Here is a 26,288-nt window from a genome sequence, read left to right as displayed (position 1 = left end):
CCTGAAGTTCATTCGTTGTTGGCGTGTGATCCGGTTGCGAGCGCGATGATCGCTTCGGAATCTATCGTCGCGCCTTCTGCTCCACCGACCCCACCGACGATGCGCCCCTCGCGCATCACCATTATTCTGTCGCTGATGCCGATCAGCTCGGGCAGTTCGCTGGAAATCACGATGATCGCCGTGCCTTTGGAGGCCAGATCCTCGATGAGCCGATAGATCTCGGACTTTGCCCCGATATCCACACCGCGCGTGGGCTCATCCAGGATCAGCACTTTTGGATTGGTCTGCAGGAGCCTGGCCAGAAGCACCTTCTGCTGATTGCCACCAGACAAGGTCCCGACCTTGGTATCTCCGTCGCGCACGGCAATGCGCATACTGGCGATCGCTTCCGCCGTGCGTAATTTTGCCTTGGCGCCGTTGAGGATGCCCAGCCCCCTGCCATCGCGCTCCAAAGTCGAAATGTTGACGTTGGCGGACACGCTCATGTCGAGAAAGAGACCCTGCCCCTTGCGATCCTCGGTGAGGTAGACGATGCCGGCGTCTATCGCGTCGAGGGGGCTTTGGACCTTTATCTGCTGACCGCCGAGTGTGATCTGGCCTGTCGTCTTCTGATCGACACCATAGATCAGCCGCGCCAACTCCGTTCGGCCAGCGCCAACGATCCCCGCAATGCCAAGCACCTCGCCTTCGTGCAGGTCGAGATTTGCGTCCTTGACGCGAACACCGTCTCCCAGACTGCGGACGCTGAGAACAATGGCCTTTGCCGGTGCGACTTGGCTCCGATCCTTCTGGTAGAAACTGGAAAGATCGCGGCCAACCATCATCTGGACAAGGCGCTGCTCCGAAAGCTCCCGGCGCTCGACACATCCAACAAACTTGCCGTCGCGCAGGACGCTGACCCGGTCACTCAGCGCATAAATCTCGTCCATGCGATGGCTGATATAAATGATCGCCATGCCCGTCTGCTTCAGGCGCCCGATTAGGCGGAAAAGATTCTCGCACTCTTTGGACGAAAGCGAAGTGGTGGGCTCGTCCATCACCAAGATCCGGCAGTCCGCGAGCAGCGCACCGGCGATTTCGACCTGCTGGCGCTGGGCGAGGGATAGCGATGACACTTTGTCGCTCGCGCCGAAGTCAACGCCAAGCTGTTCGAGGATACCTGCGCACCTGCGGTTCATGGCGACGCGATTGAGCAGGCCAAAGCGCGTAATCTCACGACCCAGCAGCATGTTTTCGGCAACGGTCAGGTTGGGAGCCAGTGACAGCTCCTGATAGATGATCGAGATACCCAACGCCTTGGCATGCTGTGGGCCCTTGATCTCGATTTCCGCGCCGTCGATAAGAATCATGCCTCTTGTCAGCGAATGGGCACCCGACAGGATCTTCATGAGTGTAGATTTGCCGGCGCCGTTCTCGCCCATCAGGGCATGGACTTCGCCGGGATACACATCGAGATCCACCCCGCTCAATGCGATGATTGGGGGAAAGTGCTTGGTGATCCCCCGCATCTGGAGGATCGGCTTCAGCGCTGTAGTTGGAACCTGAACCTCATTCATCATCCCGTGCCTCAAGCTGTTGCCGACACGCGCGGTGCGACGAGACCTGAGTTCTGTTGTGACAGGAACATCCGGTTCCAGGTCGGGCTGACCACGAGCTCGTTGAGGCAAATGCGCTCTGGCAACTCACAGACCATTCTGATCAGCGCTGCGAGGTCTTCGGGCTGCAGCATCAGATTGCGCTCCTCTTGAGGAACGGGGACAGGGCGCTTGTCGAGCACTGGGGTCGCCACCTCGCCCGGGCACAGGGCGCAAGAGCGGATGTTGTTGGAGAATTCTTCCATGTTGATTGCATGGCTCATGGCGACCACGGCATGCTTTGTGGCGCTATAGCCTGCGCCCGCAAGCTTATGGCTATGTCGGCCCAGCCAGGACGCGGTGTGGATCATCAAGCCGCCGCCCTGCTTGCGAAAGGCCGGCAGCACTGCGGTCACGCAGTAGAAGGCGGCAGCAAGGTTGGTGCTGATCAAGGTGTCAACGCCTTCAGGCGTCAGAACGTCTGTCGAGCGATCGCGGATATTCACCCCGGCATTGTTGACCAGAATGTCGATGCGACCGTGCCGTGACACAATGGCGTCAACGATCGACTGAACCTTGCTGGCGTCCGAAAGGTCACCCGCCTCGACTTCGACGTTGCCGCCGCGATCGGAAATCCCCTTGGCGACCGCAGACAGAAGTTCTTCCCGTCGGCCGGTCAGCACCACTGTTGCTCCGCAAGTCGCCAGGAGCTCAGCAGTGGACTTCCCAATGCCGCTGCCCGCTCCGGTTATCCAGACGACCTTGCCTGCTAGGTTTGACATTAAGCTGTTCTTCCATTCGATAGGGCTCGTTGCAGGAAGGTTTCATATCGGAAACATCGTGTCAACAAGGCAACCATCGAAACCTTCGCTTGAAGGCGAGCTTGGTTGCGCTAATATATGAACCAAATTCACCCGGCACCCCGACAAGGGCAGCCCCGACATCGAGTTGAATGTGAAATCCACTGAACCAACGATCGGCCAGGCATTGCGCGAACGCCGCGGCTACCACGGCTGGACTCTCGCCGACGTCAGCAACAAGACTGGGATCTCGAAGTCGACATTGTCCAAGATCGAGAACGACCTGATCTCGCCGTCCTATCAGTCGATTCTGCAGCTCTGCGCCGGACTTGGAATCGAAATAGGCGACCTGGTCTCGCCCTCGCAAAATAGAAGTGAAGACTGGAAGCGCCTCTCGGGCCGCCGCAGCATATCGCACCGGCAGTCAGGCCTCACAATGGGCGACGACAATTTCACGTACACCTATCTCTGCACCGATATCGCCCATAAGCGCATCGTTCCCATGGTCATCGAGGTGCGCGCCAATAGTCTCAACGACGTTGGAGGCCTCTGGTCCCATGTCGGCGAGGAGTTCCTCTACGTGTTGGACGGCACGGTGGAGTTGCACACCGAGGCTTATGAGCCCACCAAGCTTTCGGCAGGCGATTCGGCATATTTCGACAGCACGATGGGCCATGCCTATCTGGCGACCGGCGATAAGCCGGTAAAGCTACTCGTCACCTGTTCGAGCGCGACACCAAACCTCGCCCAAACACTGCGAGAGGTTTTGATGGAGAGGCTCGAAGGACGGAGTCCCAAATGACCGGCAGAGCGTTTCTTATGTGTCAATATTTTTTTCTTTTAGGAAACTATTGACAACACAGCACTGACGTCGCCCATTATCCCTATGTTCTCAACACCCGGGATAGACCGATGTCCGACGCGAATTCCAATGCTCTGCTTTCTCTGATCAAGGGCGCAACCCTGGTCGACCTTTCGGTCCTCACCGGTGAAAACCAGCCGTCTTCCCCGCCAGAGGGGCAGCGCTTTGGCCAGTACATGATGAACCACTACACCTGGCCGCGCGGCAAATTCCTCGAATATGTGCAGGTTCACGACGATCATACCGGGACCCATATCGATGCTCCCAGCCACATGATCCCGACCCTGGAAAGCGGTCTCGAGCATGCAACGGAGTATGGCACAGTCACCATCGAGCAGCTGGACCTGAACGACATGATTGGCGCTGCAGTCGTGGTCGACTGCCGTCCGCTTATCGACACAGTTCCAAAGGGCACCACCACGAACCTTGCCCAAAGTCCGCTGATTGATCGCGCCTATCTCGAAAAATGGGAAGCCGAGAACGGCCGATTCGCGCCGGGCGATATCGTTCTCTTCCGCACGGACTGGTCGGACAATTACTTCCGGCCCTACCCCGAAGGCTTCCGCTACGATCGCTCGCACCCGGCTCCAACCGCAGACGCCTTCGACCTCCTGCATGAACGTGGCGTCAAGCATGTCGGTATCGACGGGCGCGGCATCGGACAGATGCAGGATGACTATTCTCCCCATTGGGCAGCGCTCGGCCGCGGCATTCTTGCGACCGAGAATCTCACAAATCTGGGCAAGTTGCCAACGCGTGGCGCCATCTTCATCTTCCTGCCCCACAAGTTCGAGGGCGCAACGGGGGGCATGGGCCGCGCAATTGCGCTGGTGAGCAACTAAGTATCGACCTTTTCGTGCCAAATGTCGCCGGTCAAACAGGGCAAGCTTTCGCCCGGCGACATAAATGTTCCGATGGTTGCGCAAAGAACGCCTGGCCACCTATCCAAGCAGCTGCGAAATTGGCGTGGGCAGGGCGAGATCAGCTTCTGGAAATGTCGTTCGCGTCCGTCACGTCCAAGAGGCGAATGCCGCCCTCGAGGATATCGGAGTCGAGCATATTTTCGTCGAACTTCTAGCCGAGCTCCTGCACACCAACGGGCAGGTCGAACGAAATCCTCGCCTGCTGTCACAAGATGAGAGGCCGTGACCGTCCGCGCGCGATTTGGCGCGGTTCTTTCCGCTGTAGGCAAGGGAGCGTTGTCCGCATCTTCCGCATGGGCCAAACGGTCGCTCTGACGAAACACGACAGTAACCAGCGGCACCAGCACAAAGGCTTTTACGGTTGAGCTGCGGTCGGTGGCGATCCAGATTTCGCTTCCCTCAAACTCGGAAATTGTTCTGCAGTCGTTGAAAAGCCGCCCGTCCGCTCACGTCCAGGAGATGACTATAATGGGGTGGAAAGCCGACGGGCGGCTTTAGATGAAAGATTGCAGTCAGCGGACATTCCCTGACTGCTTGGGTAACATCATCGAATCACGATTTCGCGGCTGGGCCCTACAGTGTGACTCGATCCGGAATAGTTTAGGCCGATCCGGCCTTTGATTGTCTTCATGGAGTCATGGCATCGCCGCTAACTCACGCGTTAAAGCAATGAAAGCGCGTACACCGGCGGAAAGATTGCGGCGCCCGGGGTAGTAGATGGATAGTCCCGGAAGTGGAGGGGTCCAATCCTCCAGCACCCGGATCAACCGCCCGGCTTCAATATCGGGTAAGACAGAATACTCATGGATATAGATTAGGCCTAACCCGCTCAGAGCGACCTGACGAGACAGGCTGCCCTCGTCCAGCGTGATCGGCCCGCGCACATCGACCTGCACGCTTTCGCCCTGCTTTTCAAACTGCCAGCGATAAAGCGCCCCGTTAGGCAGGCGTACGCGAGCGCAACGGTGGATCAAAAGATCTGCCGGTGTTTGCGGAACTGGGCACTTTGCAAAATAGGCCGGAGACCCAACCACCGCGTAGCGCTGCGGCCGTCCCAACGACACGGCGATCATGTCACTGGGTACCAAGTTGGCAGTGCGCACCCCCAAATCAAAACCTCCGGCCACAATGTCGACCAATTTACCTTCGGTCACAAGGTCGACTTCCATGTCCGGATAACGGGCCAGAAATTCCAGCAGCAGGGGTGAGAGGATTTCCCGGGCAGCTGTGATTGCCGCATTAATCCGCAATACACCCGTGGGTTTGTCCATTTGCGCCCGCACCGCCTCCATCGCGTCGCCAATGTCCTGCAGCGCAGGGCCAACCTGATCAACAAAAGTGCGGCCGGCGTCTGTCAGCGATACGCTGCGCGTGGTGCGATTAAAGAGGCGCACACCCAAGCCGGCTTCCAGCTTTGCTATTGTGTGACTGAAGGCCGTGCTGGACAGGCCCAGCTCGATTGCGGCCGCTCGGAAAGACCCTCGTCGCACCACTGCAATAACAGCATGCAGGTCAATTAGCGCTGCTCGATACATTGTCCCGTTCCATTCATCTAGGCATGGCGTTATATCCCACTTATCTCGATTGCGATCCAAACGCATATCAGTGGCATCACAACAAGGAATGCCCTGATGCAACTTCCCAGCCCCATAGAAGCCTATTTTGCTACAGACCGCGGGACGGATCGCGCTGCCCTCACATCAAGCTTCGCGACGGACGCGGTGGTCAAGGATGAGCGTGCGGTGCACACCGGTCACGAGGAGATTCTCGCCTGGCGTCTCAGCTCAACCGAAAAATACGCCGATCTCGTCACCGAACCGATTGAGCAGATTGTGGATGGCGACCGTGTCATTGTCCGCTGCAAGGTCAGCGGCGACTTCCCCAACAGCCCCATCGTGCTGGATTTCGCCTTCACCCTCGCTGACCACAAGATCAGCCTGTTGGAGATCCACTGATGGGCAACTTTCTCGATCTAAGCGGCAAGCGTGTTCTCATCACTCCGGCACGCGCGGTGCGGGGGCTGCATCAGTGGCGTTGTTTCGTGAGCTGGGCGCCCGGGTTTTGACAACGGCACGAGCCAAGCCCGAGGCACTACCAATTGAGAGTTTTGTCGCAGCCGATCTGACGACCGAAGCCGGTTATGCATCGGTCGCCGAAGCCGTGCACGAGCGCCTCGGCGGGATCGATATTTTGGTTAATATGCTCGGCGGCTCGTCGGCACCCGGCGGCGGATTTGCCGCGCTTGACGAGGATGAGTGGCGCAAGGCGTTTGACCTCAACCTCTACCCTGCCGTCAGATTGGACCGTACACTATTGCCAGCCATGCTGGCCCAAGGCAGCGGTGTCGTCATTCACGTGACATCCATCCAGAACCAGTTGCCGCTGCCCGAAGCGACGACCGCTTATGCTGCGGCGAAGGCGGCCCTATCGACCTACAGCAAGAGCCTTTCGAAGGAGGTTTCGCCCAAGGGGGTGCGCGTGGTGCGCGTGTCCCCCGGCTGGATCGCCGGTGAGGCCTCTATGGGGCTTGCTGAACGCCTCGCCCGTGAGGCTGGCACCGACTTTGCCGGTGGCGTCAAGATCATCATGGACTCGCTCGGCGGCATTCCTTTGGGGCGGCCAGCTGAACCCGAAGAAGTGGCCAACCTCATCGCATTCCTCGCCTCGGACCGGGCCGCTTCAATAACCGGCACCGAATATGTCATCGACGGTGGAACTGTGCCGACGGCATAGGCCGTTGAGGGATACAGGAAGGTTTGCAGTCACAATCTACCCCAAGCAGCTGTGCAGTCGCTTGGGGTAGATCACGACCACCGCCCCAAATGACCTCTTAGGGGTAAGCGTCACCACGGCGCCGTGACCGGGGTGGTTGACCGAGAAAAACAGCGGTCCAGCGCGGGAGACCGGTTTCAAACCTTTAGAGCCGCCGTGAGATACGGCGGCATGCGCAGGTCCAGCCGCTGGAAGATCTCGCGAATGACGCGAATCTCGGTACCAAATCTGTTGACCGAGGTTTCAGCTCCCAAGCCTAGCGGCTGGCACGTGCCGAACTCCAAGCGAACGCTGGCGATGTGATCGGCTGAACTTTGCCAAGTCAGGTGCCGCCTCGAAGCTCGTCCCTAAGGCAACCCATACCCCTGCCCATCGTTGTCCGATCACAACGTCCTAGGAGAACCCGATGACTGATCGACTGACGATGCAGGATCCACGATACCAGTATGCCGCTCCACCTTTCCCGAAACAGCCGCAAACTGCCCCCGGCCTAGTCGGGAAGATGTCGCCCACACCTGATCACGGTGAGACAAGCTATTCTGGCTCTGGAAAGCTTGAGGGGAGAAAGGCGCTGATCACAGGCGGCGATTCCGGCATTGGACGCGCAGCGGCAATAGCATACGCCAGGGAGGGCGCCGATGTCGCCATTGGCTATCTTCCAAGCGAGGAAGAAGACGCAAAGGAAGTCATCGCGTTGATCGAAAAGGCGGGTCGCAAGGCACTGGCATTGCCCGGCGACGTTACCGACGAGAGCTGGTGTAAATCTATGGTGGAGCAAACCGTTGCGGCCTTTGGAGGCCTCGACATCCTGGTGATCAACGCCGCCAGGCAGCAAACCCGGCCGAGCGTGGCCGACGTGTCGACTGATGACTTCGACCAGACCATGAAGACGAACCTTTACGCGCTGCATTGGACCACCAAAGCAGCAGTGCCTCATCTAAAGCCAGGCTCGTCCATTATCACCACCGCTTCAATACAGGCATACGAGCCGTCATCGCATTTGCTGGACTACGCGACGACCAAGGCAGGAATTGTGGCCTACACCAAAGCTCTCTCAGAGCAGGTGATCGCACAAGGCATTCGCGCCAATGTGGTCGCACCTGGACCGTTCTGGACTGTGCTGCAGCCCTCTGGTGGCCAAACACAAGAGAAGGTTCAAAACTTCGGCAAGGACAGCGCATTCGGTCGACCCGGCCAACCTGTCGAGATAGCGCCAATCTATGTCTTGCTGGCCTCACAGGAAGCCAGCTTCATTACCGGTGAGGTCTTCGGTGCGACCGGGGGCAAAGGTGTCGCGTAGGTATGTGCACGCAATGAACCAAACCATCAAAACGGATGACGTCTAGGCTTTTTCTCCCATCTCGCCGGGAACCCAGTGGGCATACGCGCATTGTCGGCGGTGAATTTGGAGGGGAGCGATGCCATGCATCAACAACAGGTTTTGGAAGTCCAAGTTACTGACGCCGGACAGATCTACAAAGCTGCCTATTACGTCGAGTTTGGTGTCATCCACGCAAGCATATTGGGAAGTGTTGTAGTGCTGCCGGCAAGCGGGCAGGATGCGGCCGGGCTAGTTCGCGCCATACTAACCGAGCGCATTCTCGAACGCGCCGTGCGGCTGAGAAACAGCTCTGCATGGCAACAGCGCAGCGCACTTTGAGAAGCGCTGGTTGCTTACAATCCGGCGGAACGGTCTTGGCGGCAAGTCGTTACAGAGCGCCTATTCCGCTGCCACAGCACACTCAGTGCCCCACCAGCGCGGCGGCGATCCTGGCGTAATGGGTGAGGCGAAATATGCGGCGTGCAAGTCCGAGTGGATTAATCCGAAGCCACAAAATGCGATTTGGTGCTGAAACTCGAGATCGCGGGACACGCTTCAAAATATGGGCGCCTAAGTGCAAGATCATGCGGCTCAAGATCAAAGGGCGGCGGTCGCTTCTGGAACTCGAAGCCGTTGGAGATGGGTGGCATCGACTTGACGTGGAGGATGTCCAGGCTGGAGCGCACTACAAATATGTGCTGCCAGATGGCGCCGAAATTCCAGATCCATCATCGCGTTACCAGCCGGACGATGTTCACGGCTTCAGCGAGGTGGTCGACCCGCAAACTTACCGTTGGAACGACGCAGGGTGGACGGGGCGTCCTTGGGAAGAAGCCATCATTTATGAAATCCACATCGGCACGTTTACCAAAGAAGGCACGTTCTCCGCTGCGGCGGCAAAGCTCGACCATCTCGCTAGGCTCGGCGTAACGGCCATTCAGATCATGCCGGTCGCGGATTTCTATGGGAAGTTCAATTGGGGCTATGACGGTGCCATGTGGTTTGCTCCTGATGCGAGCTATGGCAGGCCCGAGGACCTGAAGGCCTTCATTGACGAAGCTCATAGCCTGTCACTGATGGTGTTCCTCGACGTGGTCTACAATCATTTTGGACCACACGGAAACTATCTCCCGAGGGTCGCGCCGCTTTTTACTGACCGCCATAAGAGCCCATGGGGCGAAGCCATCAATTTTGATGGCCCAGACGCCGCCGTTGTGCGGGAGCTGACGATCGAGAGTGCCCTTTATTGGGTGAACGAGTTCAATCTCGATGGCCTGCGCTTTGACTCGGTACACACAATGACCGACGACAGCCCCAGCCACATCCTCGAATTGCTGGCGGCCCGCACACGAGCGTCGCGGCCGCATCGGCACACACACCTGATCATAGAGAACTCGGACAATCAGGAACTCTGGTTGCGCCGAAACAGCGAGTCTGAGCCGATCCACTACACGTCGCAATGGAATGATGATCTGCACCACCTGCTGCACGCTGCGGCTACAGGTGAAAATACCGGCTACTACGCCGACTTCGAAGACCTCGATCAACGATGTGACAAACTGGGACGCGCATTGGCCGAGGGCTTTGCCTATCAGGGCGAAATGAAACCGCACGAGGGTATGGCCCTGGGCGAGCCAAGCGAGGGACTGCCGTCCACGTCATTTGTCGTCTACATGCAGGACCATGACCAGATCGGCAACCGGATAAAAGGTGATCGGATCACGCGCCTGGCGAACGACGACGCCGTCAAGGCGCTGACCGCGGTCTATTTGCTCTCTCCACAGATCCCGATGCTTTTTATGGGCGAGGAATGGGCAAGTGAGCGGCCCTTCCCGTTCTTTTCCGATGTCCCGGCCGAGCTGCGCGACGCAGTGCGCAAAGGACGACAGGAGGAACTGAAAAGCACGCCGGAGCATGAAGACCCAAACAAGCCGGACGTTGAGGACGCAGTCGACCCGACCAGCACCAAGACCTTCAATTCGGCAAAGTTGGACTGGGAAACGCTCGAGAGCGCGCTCCACGCTGACTGGCTGAAGCACTATCGGTCGCTCATTGACCTCCGAAAAATGGAGATCATTCCTCGGCTGACCAACCAGCAGGGGTTTGCCTCGGACTACGACGTGCTTGGATCCAATAGCGTCCTGGTGAGTTGGCGAATGGGCGATGGCAGCACTTTGCGACTTTATGCCAACCTCAACGGCAGTACGCAAACCAACGTGCCGAGTGTCATTGGCCGCCGCGTCTTTCTCCAGGGGTTTGTGGCTGAAGGGCAGCTGGGGCCATGGACAGCGTTGTGGACAATCGATGTGTGATTTCGCGACCAAAGAAAGGCGCCGGCACGAGACTCGTGCGTGTAACTGCAGCTGGTCGGCACACAACAGCGTTGCCCTGAGAAACACCTGCCAGGAAGCGTGAGTGCGGCTCAAGCACGTTCCAATGGAACGCTCAGCTCCCGATACCGTTAGCGTCGACCCTACAAAGGAGATGGCCGATGTTTATGCGTGTCGATAGGTTGATTACGGACCTTCCGCCTCCGAAGAAGCAGGATCCAAACGCCGCCGCTGCACTCCAAGAACTACTCGGTGGAAAGTACGGCGAGATGTCCACGCTCGGAAACTACATGTTTCAGAGCTTCAATTTTCGGAGCAAGGACAAGTTACGCCCATTTTACTCGCTCGTGGCCTCGATCACCGCAGAAGAACTCGCCCACGTTGAATTGGTAAGCAATGGCGTCGCCATGATCAACAATGGCCCCGAGAAGCCAAAGGGCGACAAGGGCGATGGCGGTGACATCTCGAAGTCACCTTTTGAGGCGATGCAGGACATTCGTCTGGCGTCGGCTTTCTTCGCGAATGGTGGTGGCGCGACGCCGGTCAACAGCAATGGCGTGTCGTGGAACAATGATTTCATCACCACCACCGGCAATGTGATTTTCGATTTGCTGCACAACTTCCACCTGGAATGCGGCGCACGGCTGCATAAACTGCGGGTGTATGAAACGCTTTCGGATCCGACAGGCCGGGAAGTCTGTGGCTATCTGTTGGTGAGAGGATCCGTCCATGCGCATTCCTATGCGTTGGCAATCAAGAAGCTGACGGGCGTTGAAATCGAAAAGATGCTTCCAACGCCGAATATCAATTTGTCCAAAATTCCCGAATGCCAGAAGTATCTCGATGAGGGCTCTCACCGTCGGCTCTACACGTGGAGCCAAGACGACTACAAAGAGATATCCGGGATTTGGTCGAACGACGAAGTCGCCCTGCCAGGCGATCCTCCCGGCCCGCTGGAAGTTGTGGAAGGCATTCCCGAAGGAGGTAAAATGCAGCAGTTGCAGGGTGTACCATCCGCCTTTACGCCGGACTACGCCCCCGAGGAATTCTACGAAATCGCATCCAAGCTCTACCAGGCTTCCCGGTAAACGAATTGGGGCGGCAACGCCGCCTCAGTTCGCCGGCTGGGTGTGGCGATGTGGCCGGCGGGCTTTTGTTGGTAGCGGCCCTACTCTTGAGCATTAAAACCATGACGCGGCTTGTTAGCGTCCCATCATGCTGTGATCCACTGCCCCGCTCCGGCGGGGCCTTTTTGTATTGAAGCTGTCCACGCCATGAGTAAAATACCGGACTGCGAAAGCTGGAAGACCTCCATCGTTTCGCCAGCAAGAAACTGCCCCGCCCCAGCGCGGGGCCTTTTTGTTAGGGCGCATACTCAATTAGACGAATGTCGAATATCGTTTCGGCAGCCCAAGACATTTGATCAGGCTGCGGCTCTTTTAGGTCGCAGGGGCTTGAGCCGGTGTCCCAAGCCGCCAGCTCGCCCCGCCCAGCTCCTACGCGAGTTATAAGCTGAACATTGACAGAAAAGCCGCCTCTCATGTGCTCTGGTGGCAACATGCGGCGGCTTTTGGTGAGACCCGGCATGGTTGAGGTGTGATTGCGTCGACACCAAAATTAGCCAGGTCTCGGCTCTGAGAATGCGGCTGCGGATCATTGGTTCCAAGTTCGGAGCCCGACTTGGTTGGGGACGCCGGCCGTGTTTTGGGAGCGAACGGTTGAGCGAGCAAATAGCGGTACATCGCGGGAGACGGTTTCAAAATAAACGGCGTTGTCAGCGTCCACGCGCTGATCCATCTTTGCCCGAGTTGCACCACTGAGAGAGAGACAATGGCTTTCTGTGACATCACTATTGTGCCTGTGCGCACGGACCATAAAGCTGAGTATCTCGCGTTTTCTGCCCGGATCGCTGAAATCTACCGCGAATATGGTGCAGTTCGTGTCCTCGATTGTTGGCAATCCGAGGAGGCGAGTGATGATGCAGATTTCCACGCTGCAGATGCCATGAATGATTATTCGCCTGGCGATTTGCCAAACCTTAGAAGACTTGCAGGAGCCGGTGAAGGTGAGACTGCTGTGGTCTCGATAACTGAGTGGCCAAGCCGCGAGGTACGCGATTATGCAGTAAAGGCCGTAGTGGTAGATCCCCGCATACAGGCCACCATGGACGAAGAGCCCGTGTTCGACGGCCGAAGGTTGATCGTCGGAGGGTTTGATGTCGAAATAGACTTGCGATGACGCTGCAGGATCGTCAGCCTTTTGGGCTTGGGTCGAGAGCAATCAATGACAAAACCGCCCGACACAGCGCAGTTCCATTAGTTTTGCTTCCGTACTTCAAGCAAGGTCAAATTGGCTAGCCCTACGGCACCACGTCAGAATCTAGCGTTGTGATCACAGACGTAAGCCGGAGCAGCTCGGCGGCATAGGCGTCATAGCTGCGCAACCAGTAAGCGGGCCAATCGGTCAACTGCTCAGCGGCGACAGCCGGAATGCGGTTGGCCAATGGGTGGTTCGCCAACGTCGCGTAAATATCTTCCTTCCCAGTCCGGGCGTCGACCATGAAAAGGTCAGCTGGGTAGTCCTGGATGTTTTCCCAAGAGAGGAAATTGTAATGCGCATTGATCTCATCTCCCTGCCCGACATCGACAAAATTCATGCCCCAACTGGCAAAATCTGAAAGCTCAGCAATGTTGTGGGCAACGGCGAGATAAAGTTCGTCTTCGCTCGCACCGCCGGCGAGAACCTGCAAGCCAGGTTTGGCCGCCAGCGCAGCCTTGAAGCCGTCCCGCGCGTCTTCGAAACTGGCCCGCCCTTCGGTCAGTCGCGTATCGTCCGGCGGAATACCCAGTGCAATTGCCAATGCTGTATAGTCTTCGATCATGGTCACGATCGAACTGCCTTGAGCGATGCCGATGATGGGGATGGCTTTCTCGAGCTGCGTCTGCGTTCCCCCCACCGCAATGGCACCAGCATATGATCGATCGGCCAGCCAGAACTCGGTGATGATTAAATCTGGATCGAGCGCGAGGATGCGCTCTGCATCCACGCTCTCCCAAGTTTCGGAAACGATATCGACCCCTGTCAGATCCAGGTAGCGCAGGTTTGGATCGATCTTGGGGTCCTCATCCGCGAATACTCCCACCGGTGTGATGCCGAGCGGCATGAGGGCGGCGGCACTGTTCGCCCACATGACGATGCGCTTCGGCGTATGATCGAGCACGATTTCTTTGCCTGAGGCATCCGTCCAGCTCCATTCTTCGGCCATCCCCGAGCCTAGCAGAGCGAGAGTGGCGACTGTCGTCATGGCGATCAAGCGAATTGGCCTAGTCATGGGTCTTTCCTAATCGGCGGATTGTACCGGTGGGTGCCGATCTAAATAAGGTGACATTTTTTGTCAATAAATAGCCAAGCACGGTCCACCTTCGCCCGCGACAGAGTCGTTCACTAGGCGGCTGGAAGGCTGGACTGCAGTTTCCTCTGGGAACGGATTGTCCCGCGGCCCTCAGGAAAGTAAATTCCCGTGGATTGCTACGGAAGCTGATTTCGGGGGGGCCTGTTCAGCAGGCCTCCGAAGCTGTCGTGAGCTATGGCGGCGGTGTGCACGGGTCCTGCCGCTGGAGTAATTCTCGCATCACCAGAATGCCGGTGACGTCTATGGGGTGGATTCCGGACTGTCAGCTCTTTCGCTAAAATCCCTTGGAGCAGACATCTAGCTGACGCGAATATGAGCGAAAGACATCAGTTCCGCTTTGCGACCATACGCTCGGCCAGGGCTTGGTCACCGTGTGCCTTCAGCTCCTCAACTGCTCCGTCGAAGTCACGTTGATCCCGGTTTTGGCTGAGCTTGGATTTTGCGATCGTGCGTGTCACCGAAATCCGTAACGCAACAATCTTGCCGATCATGTCGAGCATATAGTCGGCTGGTGCATCGGCCATTCTCCAGGCCCTATCACCGTTGACCCGGCGTTCCTGGTCGCGGGTCAATAAACCGATCGCAGCCCGCTTGCTGCGTTCGTCGTGCTGGAAAGTAATGATGCCATGAATGTGCACCACCTGGTAATTCCAGGTCGGCACATGGCGATGATGTTCCAGCTTCGAGGGGTAGCTATTGGGCGAAATGTAACCGTCGAGCCCGCGAAAGATGGCCATAACCTCCTGACCATCTGCAACGGTGCGATGCATATCGTTAGCAATAGCAAAGTGCCCGATCAGGTCGCCGCTCTTGTCGAACATGAGGGGCACATGGTTGGCGACCAGGCCCTCCGAAGAATTTGCAACCACGCAGGCCAAGGGTGCGCCGGCAATGATCGACGCAATTTCGGCGGGATCAACTTCCTTGAAATGGTCGGGTAGGTACATCAGTCACTCCGATCAGAAACGTTATGCGCCGGTGACGAGCCTAAGCGCGATCGCCCACATCACCAAAGCGATTATGGCCTCTAAAATGCGCCAGGCCACTGGCTTTGCAAAGATTGGTCGCAGCAGCGAAGCGCCGAAGCCCAAGGCGAAGAAGAACAGAAACGATCCTGTGACTGCGCCAGCGGCAAACGCAGATTGTTGCTCACCGAACTGGGTGGAAATTGAACCCAGCAGGACTACCGTGTCGAGGTAGACATGGGGGTTCAGCCACGTCAGGGCGAGGCACGTCAGCAGCGTCGGCAAAAGCGGCTTGGTAGCTTGGTCGCTCTCGACAGAAAGGGTGTTCGTAGAGCGCAAGGCGGACATCATGCTTCTTGCACCATACCATGCGAGGAACGCTGCGCCGCCGAGCCTCATCACGGGATCGACCCAAGGTAGCCAGTTCGCTATCCGCGCAAAGCTGGTAACGCCGATTACGATCAGCACAGCGTCAGAGACTGCACAAGTCAGACTGACAGCAAGCACATGCTCGCCTTTGAGCCCCTGTCGCAGGACGAAGGCATTTTGCGCACCAATGGCTACAATAAGGCTCAGGCCCATTCCGAGGCCGGTAAAGAAAATCGACGGGTTCATGGTGAAAATTCGTGCTGCATGCCCGTTGGCGTAAACGCCGAACCTGCATTAGACCAGTTAAAGTAATTAATGCAGCATAAGGATGGCTAATTATGCTTGATTACAATGCCGCCTCGGCGGTCGCAGCGATCGTGCGCACGGGCAGCTTCGAAAAGGCTGCGAAAGCCCTCAACGTTACGCCCTCCGCCATCTCGCAGCGCGTGAAGCAGCTTGAGGAACGTATGGGAGCGGTGCTGGTAGAACGTGGCACGCCCTGCCGCCCCACCGACAAGGGGGCATGGCTGTGTCGGCACATGGAACTGGTCGGTCAGTTGGAGAACGATCTGGTCGTACAACTGCCCGAGCTTGGCGATGTTTCGAGCGGACCGGTAACTGTCGATGTGGCTGTGAACGCAGACAGCCTCGGAACCTGGTTCTTGCCAGCAGTGGCGGGTTTCACCAAGCGCTCCAATGTGATGCTCAACATCGCCGTAGACGATCAGGACCACACGCTCGATTGGTTGAAGCGAGGCCGGGTTCTCGCCGCCGTCACGTCAATGCCGGAGCCAGCGGCTGGCTGCACCGTTACAGCGTTAGGTCATCTGCGCTACGTCGCAACCGCCAGCCCAGAGTTCATGCAAAGGCATTTCGCAAAAGGGGTCAACGCGGAAGCGATGTCGCAAGCACCTGTGCTCACATTCAACAATAAGGACACCATGCAAGGGGATTGGCTAGCAGCCAATTTTGAATCACCCCCAGCCCCGCCGACGCATTGGCTCCCATCGACGCATGGATTTGTAGAGGCTTGTACTCTCGGAATTGGTTGGAGCCTCAACCCGATAGACCTTGTGGCAGCCCATATGGCGGCTGGGCGTCTTGTTGAGCTATTCCCCGGCGCAACCACGGATATCCCCCTCTACTGGCAGGTTAGCCGATGGGCCCAGAACCAGTTTCCGGAGTTGACGCGACAAGTCGTCAATACCGCCAAGAACTCGCTTTTACAGAGCTAGGGCTGATGTCGGCTTTCGGGATCATTAATTCCGTCTGCGGATGACCGGAATGGGGTCGGCACCTGCCGATAGTGACGTTGCCATAATCGTTCCTCTTTCGGCCGTTTTGGCCGATGGAGAAATGTAATGGGTATCTCACAGTATGATCCTGCTGCAGCACGAAAGCCTGCCTGGAATGCCGGCAAACAAGTTGGCGCTAAACGCGCTTTCAAGGTTCGCCAGATTTGGTCAATCCGCTTCTTTCTTGATCGGGAAGGTCGGATGCGAGATCGTGCGCTTTTCGACCTTGCTGTCGACAGCAAGTTACGGGGGTGTGATCTCGTGAAGATCAGGATTGGCACCCTGGTATCCGGCCCGATAATCCGCACCAGGTCCATGGTGGTTCAGCAGAAGACTGGACGACCAGTTCAGTTTGAAATTACGGCAGACGCACGAAGCAGTCTGCTTGCTTGGCTGGAACGGCGGGGCGGCACCGTCGATGACTTTGCCTTTCCCAGCCGCGTAAAGCCTGACGGGCATCTGAGCACCCGCCAGTATGCGCGTCTGGTCGATGAGTGGGTGACGGCGATTGGACTGCCGTCAGAGGAATACGGCACCCATTCTCTTCGACGCACCAAGGCTTCGCTGATTTACAAGGCGACCGGCAATCTTCGAGCGATCCAGATTCTGCTCGGCCACAGCAAAATCGAGAACACGGTGAGGTACCTGGGCGTCGACGTTGATGATGCCCTTTCTTTGTCGGAGGCTACCGAAATCTAATGGGTGCGACTTCGCCGACGACCGCAGATGGGTCGTCGGCGAAGCGCCCCACTCCCGCCGTTCAAGCTACCATTTCATTTTCCTGAAAGCGGTCGGTTCGATCTGGTTCTGGCAACCGCAACACTGGCCTGGGACGAGGACAGTCTGCTCCTGGATCGGCTAGTCGATGAAACAGACCTTAGACAATTGACGATTTCGGGGCCGTGAGAGGATTGAGCGCTTCTGACCACGAAAACGGATTTCAGACATGTTGATCTACGGTACGAGAACTCCCGTCGGCCGAGTTGTGCTTATCGCCCAGCCACTAAGGTCATTGTCTGCCATGAAATCGAATTAGGGTCGGCACGCTCCCTCAAAACAGGCTGCCGACACTCTTTGGGTCGAGGACACGCTGCGAATATTGCGAGAGGACGGCAACGGTTTCAGTATCGCACAGTGATTTGAGCTTCTCCACGAACGCCGCGTCGCTTTGTGCCGTGGTGAAGTTGTCGAAGGGGCCGTCATAGGCATCGCTGGCGAGCAGCAGGTCGCCCGCATAAGCCTCGACGCGCGAGGGGAAGACGCCGCGGCTGAGGTGGATCGCCTCCAGCTCATAGCTGCCTACGAGTTCGATCTTGTCCATGAAGTTGAGGACCTCGCTGTTCTGCACGGCATCGCCCTCGAAATCTTCCAGCACCGAGCGTCCCCGTACAAAGGCGCTGGCCACGGCGAAGGGTAGGCTGAACCGAGCGGCCAGATGATTGTCTATGGCCCTTATCGACAGCGAAGCGGCGCTGGAGGACTTGACGTGGACCTTAAGGCGGCTGACTTGGTCGGGACGGAGAGTCCTGCCCATTTCGACCGCGGCGCGAATGGCCGCCTGGCAGCCGAAATTGGCGGGGTAGAGCTTGATGGAATAGGCAGTGAGGTCGCGCGCCTCGGGCGCGATCTCCAGATACTTCTGGTCACCGCTGCCGGCGCCAAAGCTCGCCAACCAGCCCTTGTCGCCGGTGATCGGCTGCTCCGGTCCGGTCGCGCCGCCGAGGGCCAGCAATGCGCAGTGCAGCGCATGCCGCGCCGAGAAGCCGACGGAAAAATCCTTGTCGGGGCTGTAGCTGCCCATCTTGGGCGACATGGCCGACAGCAGGCCGGCAGGCAGGGTTCCGGCGCAGATGCCCAACGCCGCCAGTGCAATGTCGAGATCGTCGCTGACCAAGACTGCACAGCCCAGTGCGGCCGCCAGTGGGGCCGTTAATGACGTAGTTCTAAACCCGAGGCCGTTGGCGCGGTGGGCGCGTCCCAACGTTTCCCCCAGCCCGATATTGGCGGCCAAGGCAATCCAGATTGCCCGCACCACACTTTCACTCGATGCGCCACGCGCTTCCGCCAAGGCGAGCACGGCCGGCACGATGACCACGGCCGCATGGCCATTGTTGCGGCCATTGATCAGCACTTCCTGAAAATCGAGGGCTTCGGCCGCACTGCCATTGAGGAATGCCGCGTCGAGCGCGGCGGCCCGCTGTGGTGCGCCCCAGACCTTGGTGCCGCTCTCGCCCAGTGCCAGCCCCGCTGCATCGAAAGCCGTACCGCCGATGGCATGCTGGCGAGCATAGCTCGCAATGGCGATGGTGTCCGAGACGAGCCGGCCGATCACTGACGCATAGTCCGCCGGGATCTCGGCGTCGAGCAGTTCGAGGTGGCGGGCCACCCACTGGCGATCGGTAAGTGTCATTGGTCTAGTCCTTGGAATGCGTCGTCGGTAAAGTGCGATTGCTGATGTGGCAGGCTACATTGCCACCGTCTGGCCAGGCCAAGAGTGGGGGCAGGTCTGTCCGGCAAATGCCTTCCACCATGTTGCAACGGGTATGGAACGGGCAACCGGCAGGCGGATTGATCGGCGAAGGCATGTCAGCGCCAATAACTGGGCTTTGATGGTGCCTTTCAATGCGTGGATCACTCGAAAGCACAGAGGCGATCAACGCCCTTGTATAAGGATGGCGCGGGCTCTCGAACAGCACATCGCGCGGCGCATATTCGGCGACGCGGCCGAGATAAAGCACCATGATATCGTCGCAGATATGCCGGACCACAGCCAGATCGTGGCTGATGAACAGAATGCAAAGACCCATTTCGCGCTGCAGGTCCTTCAACAGCGCCAGGACCTGGGCCTGGATGGAAACGTCGAGGGCCGAAACCGCTTCGTCGCAGATCAACAGGCGCGGCTTGAGGATGATGGCGCGGGCAATGCCAATGCGCTGGGCCTGGCCCCCGGAAAATTCATGCGGGAAGCGCGTTGCCATTTCCGGTCGCAAGCCAACCCGTTGCATGGCCTCCGCGACCAGTTCCTGGCGCTGGCCGCGGTTAAGATCCTTGCGATGGGTCAGCAGCGGCTCGGCGATGATATCGGCCACTCGCATGCGCGGATTGAGCGACGCCAGAGGATCTTGAAAGATCATCTGCATGTCGGGGCGCACCTTGCGGAATTCGTTGTCCGACATGGAGGCGATGTTCTGGCCCCGCCAGACCAGTGTCGCGCCCAGGGGGGGCTCGAGCCGCAGGATGGCGCGCGCCAGGGTGGACTTGCCGCAGCCCGATTCCCCGACAATTCCGAGAGTCTTGCCCGGCGCGATGTCGAGATCGACATCGACCACGGCACGTAATTCGTCGGGTGGCGCCAATAGCCCGCGCGAAATCTTATAGCTTACCGAAAGGTTGCGGACGCTCAGGCCTTCGGCTTGCGCGGTGGCAATGATGGTCATGATGCCAGCCTCGCATCCGCATTGAGCGGGAAATGACAGGCTTGGCCGTGCGCCCCATAAGGTGGCGTGAGAACTGGCGTCCGCTCGATGCATACAGGCTGGGATTGGCGGCAGCGCGGCGCGAACATGCAGCCCTTGCGCTCCTGGCGGCCATCGGGCGGATAGCCCTGTACCGGAACCAGCTCACCCAGAGGCCGGCCAATGTCGGGCATGCTGGACAGAAGCCCGTGTGTATAGGGATGGCTGGGGGCCAGCAGCACCTCATCGGTGCTGCCCTGCTCGACGATATTGCCCGCATAGACGACCAGCACGCGGTCGGAAAGGCGTGCAACAACACCCATGTCGTGGGTGATCAGCACCACGGCCAATCCTTCCTCACGGCGAATTTCATCGATCAGGTCGAGGACCTGAATCTGCACGGTCACATCAAGTGCCGTCGTCGGCTCATCGGCGATCAGCAGCTTGGGCGAACAAGAAAGGGCCATGGCGATCATGACGCGCTGGCGCATGCCGCCGGAAAGCTCATGGGGGAACATGTCGAGGCGGCGATTGGCCTCGGGAATGCGCACGCGGTTCATCAGGCGCAGGGCCTCGGCCCGGGCCGCGCTCTTGCTCATGCCACGATGCAGCATCAGCATTTCCGTCAGCTGGCTGGAGAGGTTCCGGAACGGGTTGAGCGCCGTCATCGGGTCCTGGAAGATGAAGGAGAGTTCGCGGCCACGGACATGATTGAGGGTTTTTTCGCCGGCGGTGATCAGGTCGCGGCCATTAAACATCGCCTCGCCCGTGATCTTGCCATTGGGGGCCGTCAGCCCGGCAATAGACATGAAAATCTGGCTCTTGCCCGACCCCGATTCGCCGACGATTCCCAGAACCTCACCCGCGTTCAGCGTGAAGCTCACATTGTCGACGGCCAGTACCGAGCCCGATGCGGTGGCATAGCGGGTCGTAAGGTTTTTCACCGTCAGCAACGGTTCCGTCATGACGCAAAACCTGGAAAGTTCGAGGGATTGGGCGACCCGTTGGGGCCAGCGCGTTGGCAATGGCTGTAACATGTCAATTGCATTGGAGCCAAGCCAAGCGGCGGTAAATGCTTTGCATTTGGCTGCGAAATCGGAAACAACGAGCGCGTCCAGGCGTCCCATTCCGTTCTACAATCGGCGTTTTGCAGCTGTGTCCTTTTCCTATTTTGTGCAAAAACTTCTCCGCCTGTTGCTGACCGTCTGGGCGGCCGCGACGCTGGTTTTTATCATGTTGCGGCTCGCCGGCGATCCGGTTGCGGCCATGGTGCCGTCGGATGCGCCACAGATCGTCATTGATCGCTATCGCGCCCGCTTTGGCTTGGATCAACCGTTTTTCGTACAGTACTGGTCCTATCTCTGGGGCCTGCTGCAGGGCGATTTCGGCATCTCCTTCCGCACCGGCGGACCGGCTTGGGACCTGGTGGCGCCGCGCATCGTGCCGACTTTGATCCTGACCGGCACCGCGACCGTCATCGCTTTGCTGCTCGGTGTTCCTTCGGGCATCCTGGCCGCCGCCCGCCGCAATAGCTGGGTTGATCGCGTGGTTATGAGCTTTTCGGTCTTTGGCTTCGCCATGCCCAATTTCTTCCTCGGCATTCTGTTGATCCTGCTGTTCACCCTCAATTTGCGTTGGTTGCCCAGTGGCGGGTTTGACTATCCGATCAGCCTGTTGATGCCGGCCGTGGCGCTGGGACTCGCTTCGGCTGGCTCCTATGCGCGGTTGACCCGGTCCTCAGTTCTCGAAGTGCTGTCGTCGCCTTTCATGCGGACGGCCAGGGCCAATGGCATCCCTCCGCTGCGCCGGATGACCCATCACGTGCTGCGCGCCATGCTGGTGCCGCTGGTGACGCTGGCCGGGTTCAGCATCGGGGCGATGATCGCCGGCGCGGTGGTCACCGAAACGGTCTTTGCCTGGCCGGGTCTTGGGCGGCTCCTCGTCATCTCGGTGACGGAGCGTGATCTGGCGGTGGTGCAGTTGATCGTGATCCTGGCGGCTGCAGCCATGGCGACAACCAACATGATAGTCGATCTGCTCTATGGCTGGCTGGATCCACGGATCGGCACCAGGCGTCAGTCGGGAGCCAAGTGACGATGAAGATCCGCCTCAACATCGCCCTGCCTGCCGCCATGCTGGGACTGGTGTTCCTGTTCGCCGCCTTTGGCGACCTGTTCACCGCCAATGCCTATGACGTGTCGCATCTGCTCGATCGCAACAAGCCGCCGGTGTTTCTTGGGGGCACCTGGGCCTATCCGTTGGGCACCGACGGGCTGGGCCGCGATTCACTGGCGCGGCTGGTTTTTGGTACGCGTCTGAGTCTGGGGCTAGCCTTTATCGGCACTATTGTCGGGGCGCTGCTGGGCACGGTCCTGGGCCTTGTGGCGGCACGCTCGCCCAATTTTTTGGGGAGCATGATCGACGCGGCAATCGACCTGCAGGCAGCAATTCCCTTCATGATCATTGCGCTCGCGGCGCTGGCCATCTTCGGCAATTCGCTGGCCCTGTTCGTGGCTATCCTGAGCATTTACGGCTGGGAGAGCTATGCGCGTCTCGTGCGCGGCAGTGCGATGTCGGCCCATACGCTGCCCTTCGTTGATGCGGCGCGCACCATCGGGGTTAGCCCGGCAGTTATCGACTTCCGCCATATCCTGCCCACGGTATTCAACGTCGTGATCGTGCAACTCACACTCAATTTCCCGCAGACCATCCTGCTGGAAACCGGGCTGAGCTTTCTTGGCCTGGGCATCCAGCCGCCGTTTACCAGCCTCGGCCAGCTTCTCGGCGAGGGCCGCGATAGCCTCGGGCGCGCCTGGTGGCTATCGGTTATTCCCGGCTCGCTGATCTTTGTCACCACGCTTTCGGTGAGCCTGTTGGGCGATGCCCTGCGCGACCGTTTGGACCCGACACTTCAGGGCCGCTAGGCCCTTGGGCGGGCAATCTACGATCATGCCGATCCCCGCCAAAACAATCTGGCTTCGGGCGCGCTAGGAGAAACGGATAACTTCTCGTTCGGAGCCCACGCTGGTATCAAACGGGACCGGTCCACCGCCGTTCGGGTGTGACTGACGACTATGAGAAGGAACTATGAGCATGCGTATCTTCAAGGCGGCCGTGGCGCTTATCGCCACCGGTCTGCTCGCGCTGCCGGTCATGGCGCAGGACACCCGTCCTGATGTGGTCATTGCCGTCAACGGTCTTTACCGCAGCATCGAGCCAATCGATGGGAATTCCACCAATTCCCAGCGCATCATGGACAGCATCTACGATCCGATCGTTGGCCGCAATTTTGTCGAAGACCCCGAAGGTGGCGAACTGCGCGCATCCCTCGCGACCGAGTGGGAACAGGTCGATGACCTGACCTGGCGCTTCAAGATCCGCGAAGGCGTTAAGTTCCACAATGGCGAGACGATGACCGCCGAAGACGTGGCCTTCACCCTGTCGTCCGAACGCATCTGGGGTGAGAATGCCCTGGTTCCCGCCGGCACCCGCTACACTGACTCGTTCGCGCGGGTCGAGGCCATCGACGCGACCACGGTCGAAGTTGAGACCAGCATCCCCGATCCCAACCTGCCGTTCCGTTTCGTGACGCCGCTGGGCTTTGTCGTGCCGAAAGCCGCCTATCTGGAGCAGGGCGTCGAAAAGTTCGGCCAGCTGCCGATCGGCACCGGGCCGTACAAGGTGGTGGAGTTCGATCCCGCCAGCCACGTCAAGCTCGAGGCATTTGACGACTATTGGGGCGGCACGCCGCCGCTCAAGAGCGTCGAGTTCCGCATCGTGCCCGAGTTCTCGGCGCGCCTTGCTGGCATGGTTTCGGGTGAGTTCGACATCATGGTCAATACCCCGGTCGACGAGATCGATACGGTCAAGGGTTATGACGAACTGACCTATATCAGCCGTCCCGGCGACAACTATATCCTGCTGGCATACAACACGCTGGAATTGCCCGAATTCGGGCCGAATCCGGTGGCGGACGTCAACCTGCGCTATGCGCTGTCGGCGGCAATCGATCGTGAATCGCTCGTTGCAAGCCTGTGGGGCGATGCAACCGTGGCGCCGGCGCCGTTCAACTTCCCTGACTCGCCGGCCTATTACGATCCGAGCATCCAGCCGCTGATCACCTATGATCCAGAAGCCGCCAAGGCCTATTTGGAGAAGTCGAACTACAATGGCGAGGAAGTCCAGATCAACGTCGTGCGCGGCGCCTATCCGAACTTCGACCTGGCCATCGAGTACATTGCCGAGCAGTGGCGTAATCTGGGCGTCAATGTGAAGCTTAACATAGTCGATAGCTGGCCTCTGGCACTGCAGCACCCGTTCGGCGTGTTGAACATGTCGATGTCCACCACGTTCGACGGTACGCCGTCCCGTTCGATCTGGGGCTTCTGGGGCCCTGAATCGGCGCGTGCGACACGCGATGCCGACCGCAGCTGGGCGCCGCCAGCTGAATTCGTCGAACTGGGCCGCCAGTATCTCGCCGAACCCGACGTAGCCAAGAAGGTCGAACTGTTCCGCCAGATGGTCACCATCTGGGAAAAGGAACAGCCGGCCCTGATGCTGTGGCGCAGCGTGGTCGACTGGGTGGTGTCCAATAAGTACGAGTGGACAACCATAAATTCCAACGCGATGCTGCTCGGCCCTGGCTATATTTCGGTAAAACAGTAGCAAGCTTATAGGGGCGCCGGTTCAGCCGGCGCCCCCAATCTATCGGCGCAATCCGGCCTTCCCTGACCCGCAAACTCGCCGCAGTGCCGACTGATAGAGGCGCAGAGGCGCGAAGCTGCAGTTGCGGTCTTCAGTGCAATGGCAGCTACAGGCTCCGAAAGTCTAGCTTCGAACGAGCGCTATGGGGTCAGTAATTGCCTCGGATATACGACTGCACGCCCGGCCGCTGTGCGCCCCATTACGGACGTTCAGCCGCTCGATGCAGCCTCCTTAAAGCGGACGGGCTGAGGCAAGTGTATGGTGCTGCTCGCATGTCTGGCTTCCCTGAGCAGCGTTGGACACTCTTATGACAACGCCTTAGCCAAGACCAACAACGGTCACTGCAAGGCCGAGGTCATCCACGGACGCGGCCCCTGGCACAGCTAAGAAGCGGTAGCGTTCACCACCCTCGAATGGATCGACTGCTTCAACAACCAGCGCCTGCTCGAGCCATCGGAAACATTCGCGCCGGCCGAAGCCAAGGCCGACCAATAAGCCGTACTGGATCAATCGGCCATTGCCGCATAACTTAGACCAAACGGCCTCCGGCAACCCGGCGCGGTTCGGTACAGGGAAGTCACGCAGTTCACCCAAGCAGCGACTGCACGTAAGCGCCAAGCGCGCGCAGGGTATGCTTGCACGCTCGTCACGGCAGTCCAAATCAGCCCCCCAATCGATCACCTCGCGCTGGCTGGGGCAACTTGTTGAGCTACACAGCTATGTCTCGTCTCGTTCCAGAAAGTCGATAATGGCTTCGGGCTCCAGCATTGCCAGGCCTTTGGAACTGGCGCTCATTGTGCGTTCTTCACTGGCGTCGAAATGAGCCGACATCGCCAGCCGCGCCGCTTCAGGATCACAAGAGGCGATGGCGTCGACGATGGCCACGTGGCGCGCAATAGTAGCCGAGCGATCAGGTAGCATGCCGCGCACATGCAGCATCCGCACTGTTTCGTGGATGGTTCCGCGCAGGGCGTGAACAAGGAACATCAGCAGGCGGTTATCGCTCGCCTCGGCCAATGTCATGTGGAATGAGAGGTCGGCTTCAATGAATGCTTCCGGATCACCGCGCGCTGCTTCCATCGCCTTGATGGTTTCCTGTAGCTTCTTGAGGTCCGACACCTTGATATGCTCGGCGGCTCGCTGGGCGATATAGGTCTCGAGCCCACGCCGGAGCTGCACAGCCTCCATCAGGCCGTTCTCGGTTTCCATCATGGCGAAAGAGAAGAAATATTCGAGCGGGCGCGGCGAAACCCGTCGCACGATGCTCGGCTTGCCCTGGCGGATTTCGATGACGCCGAGCGCCGACAATTGCTGCAGCACAGCGCGGATCACCGGCTTGCTGACCTCGAAACGCGCGGCAAGCTCCCCTTCCGAGGGCAATGACTGCCCGATGGGGTAATCGCCACGCAGGATCGCGCGGCACAGCGCATTATAGACCTGCGCGGTCAGGTTCGAGGGGCGCTTGTCCTCGTCATCTCTGGTTACTGCATCAGACATGCCGGGCCT

General features: G+C 58.8%; 23 protein-coding genes and 2 pseudogenes. 15 read left to right on the top strand and 10 right to left on the bottom strand.

The window, feature by feature from the left end; all coding sequences use genetic code 11:
- Positions 1-8: 8 nt before the first annotated feature.
- Together ABIE28_RS18630 and ABIE28_RS18625 are read right to left on the bottom strand one after the other, a co-directional pair.
- On the bottom strand, positions 9-1,556 hold the full coding sequence (locus tag ABIE28_RS18630; RefSeq protein WP_354066481.1) for a sugar ABC transporter ATP-binding protein: 1,548 nt from the start codon (positions 1,554-1,556) through the stop codon (positions 9-11).
- An 11-nt stretch (positions 1,557-1,567) separates the two neighbouring features.
- On the bottom strand, positions 1,568-2,356 hold the full coding sequence (locus ABIE28_RS18625) for an SDR family oxidoreductase (RefSeq protein ID WP_354065539.1): 789 nt from the start codon (positions 2,354-2,356) through the stop codon (positions 1,568-1,570).
- A 172-nt stretch (positions 2,357-2,528) separates the two neighbouring features.
- Between ABIE28_RS18625 and ABIE28_RS18620 the strand changes: the two genes are divergently transcribed.
- Both ABIE28_RS18620 and ABIE28_RS18615 read left to right on the top strand, forming a co-directional pair.
- Positions 2,529-3,176, top strand: coding sequence for a helix-turn-helix domain-containing protein (locus ABIE28_RS18620; protein ID WP_354065537.1), 648 nt, complete (start codon positions 2,529-2,531; stop codon positions 3,174-3,176).
- 110 nt (positions 3,177-3,286) lie between these two features.
- Positions 3,287-4,078, top strand: a complete 792-nt coding sequence (locus tag ABIE28_RS18615) for a cyclase family protein (protein WP_354065535.1) — start codon at positions 3,287-3,289, stop codon at positions 4,076-4,078.
- A gap of 716 nt (positions 4,079-4,794) precedes the next feature.
- Here ABIE28_RS18615 and ABIE28_RS18610 read toward each other — a convergent pair.
- The gene (locus ABIE28_RS18610) at positions 4,795-5,694 is read right to left on the bottom strand and encodes a LysR family transcriptional regulator (RefSeq protein WP_354065533.1); all 900 of its coding nucleotides are present in this window, start codon (positions 5,692-5,694) and stop codon (positions 4,795-4,797) included.
- 96 nt (positions 5,695-5,790) lie between these two features.
- Between ABIE28_RS18610 and ABIE28_RS18605 the strand changes: the two genes are divergently transcribed.
- From ABIE28_RS18605 to ABIE28_RS18575, 7 genes and pseudogenes are all read left to right on the top strand, one after another.
- A complete protein-coding gene (locus ABIE28_RS18605) occupies positions 5,791-6,114 on the top strand; it encodes a nuclear transport factor 2 family protein (RefSeq protein ID WP_354065531.1) in 324 nt (107 codons plus the stop codon).
- A pseudogene (locus ABIE28_RS18600) lies at positions 6,114-6,892 on the top strand (SDR family oxidoreductase). The gene ABIE28_RS18605 and the pseudogene ABIE28_RS18600 overlap by 1 nt, the downstream one beginning before the upstream one ends.
- Positions 6,893-7,337: 445 nt before the next feature.
- Positions 7,338-8,231, top strand: coding sequence for an SDR family oxidoreductase (locus ABIE28_RS18595; RefSeq protein ID WP_354065529.1), 894 nt, complete (start codon positions 7,338-7,340; stop codon positions 8,229-8,231).
- A 123-nt stretch (positions 8,232-8,354) separates the two neighbouring features.
- Complete coding sequence (locus tag ABIE28_RS18590; protein WP_354065527.1) at positions 8,355-8,591, top strand: hypothetical protein; 237 nt, start codon at positions 8,355-8,357, stop codon at positions 8,589-8,591.
- A 134-nt stretch (positions 8,592-8,725) separates the two neighbouring features.
- Complete coding sequence (gene treZ / locus ABIE28_RS18585; RefSeq protein WP_354065525.1) at positions 8,726-10,564, top strand: malto-oligosyltrehalose trehalohydrolase; 1,839 nt, start codon at positions 8,726-8,728, stop codon at positions 10,562-10,564.
- Positions 10,565-10,743: 179 nt separating this feature from the next.
- A complete protein-coding gene (locus tag ABIE28_RS18580) occupies positions 10,744-11,670 on the top strand; it encodes a manganese catalase family protein (RefSeq protein WP_354065523.1) in 927 nt (308 codons plus the stop codon).
- A 742-nt stretch (positions 11,671-12,412) separates the two neighbouring features.
- The gene (locus ABIE28_RS18575) at positions 12,413-12,820 is read left to right on the top strand and encodes a DUF1428 domain-containing protein (RefSeq protein WP_354065521.1); all 408 of its coding nucleotides are present in this window, start codon (positions 12,413-12,415) and stop codon (positions 12,818-12,820) included.
- A gap of 121 nt (positions 12,821-12,941) precedes the next feature.
- Here ABIE28_RS18575 and ABIE28_RS18570 read toward each other — a convergent pair whose 3' ends face one another.
- The 3 genes from ABIE28_RS18570 to ABIE28_RS18560 form a co-directional block, all read right to left on the bottom strand.
- The gene (locus tag ABIE28_RS18570; RefSeq protein ID WP_354065519.1) at positions 12,942-13,847 is read right to left on the bottom strand and encodes an ABC transporter substrate-binding protein; all 906 of its coding nucleotides are present in this window, start codon (positions 13,845-13,847) and stop codon (positions 12,942-12,944) included.
- Between the two features lie 473 nt (positions 13,848-14,320).
- Complete coding sequence (locus ABIE28_RS18565) at positions 14,321-14,941, bottom strand: FMN-binding negative transcriptional regulator (RefSeq protein ID WP_354065518.1); 621 nt, start codon at positions 14,939-14,941, stop codon at positions 14,321-14,323.
- 21 nt (positions 14,942-14,962) lie between these two features.
- Positions 14,963-15,574, bottom strand: a complete 612-nt coding sequence (locus ABIE28_RS18560) for a LysE/ArgO family amino acid transporter (RefSeq protein ID WP_252929741.1) — start codon at positions 15,572-15,574, stop codon at positions 14,963-14,965.
- Positions 15,575-15,666: 92 nt separating this feature from the next.
- Here ABIE28_RS18560 and ABIE28_RS18555 point away from each other — a divergent pair, with 92 nt between their 5' ends.
- Positions 15,667-16,563, top strand: coding sequence for a LysR family transcriptional regulator ArgP (locus ABIE28_RS18555; RefSeq protein ID WP_354065516.1), 897 nt, complete (start codon positions 15,667-15,669; stop codon positions 16,561-16,563).
- Between the two features lie 126 nt (positions 16,564-16,689).
- A complete protein-coding gene (locus ABIE28_RS18550; RefSeq protein ID WP_354065514.1) occupies positions 16,690-17,322 on the top strand; it encodes a tyrosine-type recombinase/integrase in 633 nt (210 codons plus the stop codon).
- 352 nt (positions 17,323-17,674) lie between these two features.
- On the opposite strand, the gene ABIE28_RS18545 is transcribed toward ABIE28_RS18550, so the two are convergent.
- The 3 genes from ABIE28_RS18545 to ABIE28_RS18535 are packed head-to-tail and all read right to left on the bottom strand — an operon-like array spanning position 17,675 to position 21,043.
- On the bottom strand, positions 17,675-19,033 hold the full coding sequence (locus ABIE28_RS18545) for an MmgE/PrpD family protein (protein WP_354065512.1): 1,359 nt from the start codon (positions 19,031-19,033) through the stop codon (positions 17,675-17,677).
- Between the two features lie 4 nt (positions 19,034-19,037).
- Entirely contained in the window at positions 19,038-20,060 is a 1,023-nt protein-coding gene (locus tag ABIE28_RS18540) for an ABC transporter ATP-binding protein (protein WP_354065510.1), read from the bottom strand.
- On the bottom strand, positions 20,057-21,043 hold the full coding sequence (locus ABIE28_RS18535; RefSeq protein WP_354065508.1) for an ABC transporter ATP-binding protein: 987 nt from the start codon (positions 21,041-21,043) through the stop codon (positions 20,057-20,059). The genes ABIE28_RS18540 and ABIE28_RS18535 overlap by 4 nt, the downstream gene beginning before the upstream one ends.
- Positions 21,044-21,233: 190 nt before the next feature.
- Between ABIE28_RS18535 and ABIE28_RS18530 the strand changes: the two genes are divergently transcribed.
- The 4 genes and pseudogenes from ABIE28_RS18530 to ABIE28_RS18515 all read left to right on the top strand — a co-directional run.
- On the top strand, positions 21,234-22,172 hold the full coding sequence (locus ABIE28_RS18530; RefSeq protein WP_354065506.1) for an ABC transporter permease: 939 nt from the start codon (positions 21,234-21,236) through the stop codon (positions 22,170-22,172).
- Between the two features lie 2 nt (positions 22,173-22,174).
- Positions 22,175-23,002: an ABC transporter permease gene (locus ABIE28_RS18525; protein ID WP_354065504.1), complete on the top strand. Its 828-nt coding sequence runs from the start codon at positions 22,175-22,177 to the stop codon at positions 23,000-23,002.
- Positions 23,003-23,165: 163 nt separating this feature from the next.
- The gene (locus ABIE28_RS18520; RefSeq protein WP_354065502.1) at positions 23,166-24,743 is read left to right on the top strand and encodes an ABC transporter substrate-binding protein; all 1,578 of its coding nucleotides are present in this window, start codon (positions 23,166-23,168) and stop codon (positions 24,741-24,743) included.
- Between the two features lie 321 nt (positions 24,744-25,064).
- Positions 25,065-25,277 (top strand): annotated as a pseudogene (locus ABIE28_RS18515) (IS3 family transposase); the annotation flags it as partial.
- 222 nt (positions 25,278-25,499) lie between these two features.
- Here the strand turns inward: ABIE28_RS18515 and ABIE28_RS18510 are convergent.
- Positions 25,500-26,279, bottom strand: a complete 780-nt coding sequence (locus ABIE28_RS18510; RefSeq protein ID WP_354065500.1) for a FadR/GntR family transcriptional regulator — start codon at positions 26,277-26,279, stop codon at positions 25,500-25,502.
- Positions 26,280-26,288 lie beyond the last annotated feature (9 nt).

The sequence above is a fragment of the Devosia sp. 2618 genome (genome assembly GCF_040546815.1).
Lineage (GTDB): Bacteria > Pseudomonadota > Alphaproteobacteria > Rhizobiales > Devosiaceae > Devosia.
The sequence above is the reverse complement of the archived record's forward strand: the minus strand, read 5'-3'. Positions and strand labels throughout refer to the sequence as shown.

What these genes read in the sequence shown, in the direction of transcription:
- ABIE28_RS18570 (WP_354065519.1), bottom strand. Translation starts at nt 13,847, where the DNA reads ATGGCCGAAGAATGGAGCTGGACGGATGCCTCAGGCAAAGAAATCGTG.
- ABIE28_RS18615 (WP_354065535.1), top strand. Translation starts at nt 3,287, where the DNA reads ATGTCCGACGCGAATTCCAATGCTCTGCTTTCTCTGATCAAGGGCGCA.
- ABIE28_RS18580 (WP_354065523.1), top strand. Translation starts at nt 10,744, where the DNA reads ATGTTTATGCGTGTCGATAGGTTGATTACGGACCTTCCGCCTCCGAAG.
- ABIE28_RS18550 (WP_354065514.1), top strand. Translation starts at nt 16,690, where the DNA reads ATGGGTATCTCACAGTATGATCCTGCTGCAGCACGAAAGCCTGCCTGG.
- ABIE28_RS18605 (WP_354065531.1), top strand. Translation starts at nt 5,791, where the DNA reads ATGCAACTTCCCAGCCCCATAGAAGCCTATTTTGCTACAGACCGCGGG.
- ABIE28_RS18625 (WP_354065539.1), bottom strand. Translation starts at nt 2,356, where the DNA reads ATGTCAAACCTAGCAGGCAAGGTCGTCTGGATAACCGGAGCGGGCAGC.
- ABIE28_RS18575 (WP_354065521.1), top strand. Translation starts at nt 12,413, where the DNA reads ATGGCTTTCTGTGACATCACTATTGTGCCTGTGCGCACGGACCATAAA.
- ABIE28_RS18595 (WP_354065529.1), top strand. Translation starts at nt 7,338, where the DNA reads ATGACTGATCGACTGACGATGCAGGATCCACGATACCAGTATGCCGCT.
- ABIE28_RS18555 (WP_354065516.1), top strand. Translation starts at nt 15,667, where the DNA reads ATGCTTGATTACAATGCCGCCTCGGCGGTCGCAGCGATCGTGCGCACG.
- ABIE28_RS18520 (WP_354065502.1), top strand. Translation starts at nt 23,166, where the DNA reads ATGAGCATGCGTATCTTCAAGGCGGCCGTGGCGCTTATCGCCACCGGT.
- ABIE28_RS18540 (WP_354065510.1), bottom strand. Translation starts at nt 20,060, where the DNA reads ATGACCATCATTGCCACCGCGCAAGCCGAAGGCCTGAGCGTCCGCAAC.
- ABIE28_RS18545 (WP_354065512.1), bottom strand. Translation starts at nt 19,033, where the DNA reads ATGACACTTACCGATCGCCAGTGGGTGGCCCGCCACCTCGAACTGCTC.
- ABIE28_RS18560 (WP_252929741.1), bottom strand. Translation starts at nt 15,574, where the DNA reads ATGAACCCGTCGATTTTCTTTACCGGCCTCGGAATGGGCCTGAGCCTT.
- ABIE28_RS18535 (WP_354065508.1), bottom strand. Translation starts at nt 21,043, where the DNA reads ATGACGGAACCGTTGCTGACGGTGAAAAACCTTACGACCCGCTATGCC.
- ABIE28_RS18610 (WP_354065533.1), bottom strand. Translation starts at nt 5,694, where the DNA reads ATGTATCGAGCAGCGCTAATTGACCTGCATGCTGTTATTGCAGTGGTG.
- ABIE28_RS18510 (WP_354065500.1), bottom strand. Translation starts at nt 26,279, where the DNA reads ATGTCTGATGCAGTAACCAGAGATGACGAGGACAAGCGCCCCTCGAAC.
- ABIE28_RS18565 (WP_354065518.1), bottom strand. Translation starts at nt 14,941, where the DNA reads ATGTACCTACCCGACCATTTCAAGGAAGTTGATCCCGCCGAAATTGCG.
- ABIE28_RS18525 (WP_354065504.1), top strand. Translation starts at nt 22,175, where the DNA reads ATGAAGATCCGCCTCAACATCGCCCTGCCTGCCGCCATGCTGGGACTG.
- treZ (WP_354065525.1), top strand. Translation starts at nt 8,726, where the DNA reads ATGCGGCGTGCAAGTCCGAGTGGATTAATCCGAAGCCACAAAATGCGA.
- ABIE28_RS18590 (WP_354065527.1), top strand. Translation starts at nt 8,355, where the DNA reads ATGCATCAACAACAGGTTTTGGAAGTCCAAGTTACTGACGCCGGACAG.
- ABIE28_RS18630 (WP_354066481.1), bottom strand. Translation starts at nt 1,556, where the DNA reads ATGAATGAGGTTCAGGTTCCAACTACAGCGCTGAAGCCGATCCTCCAG.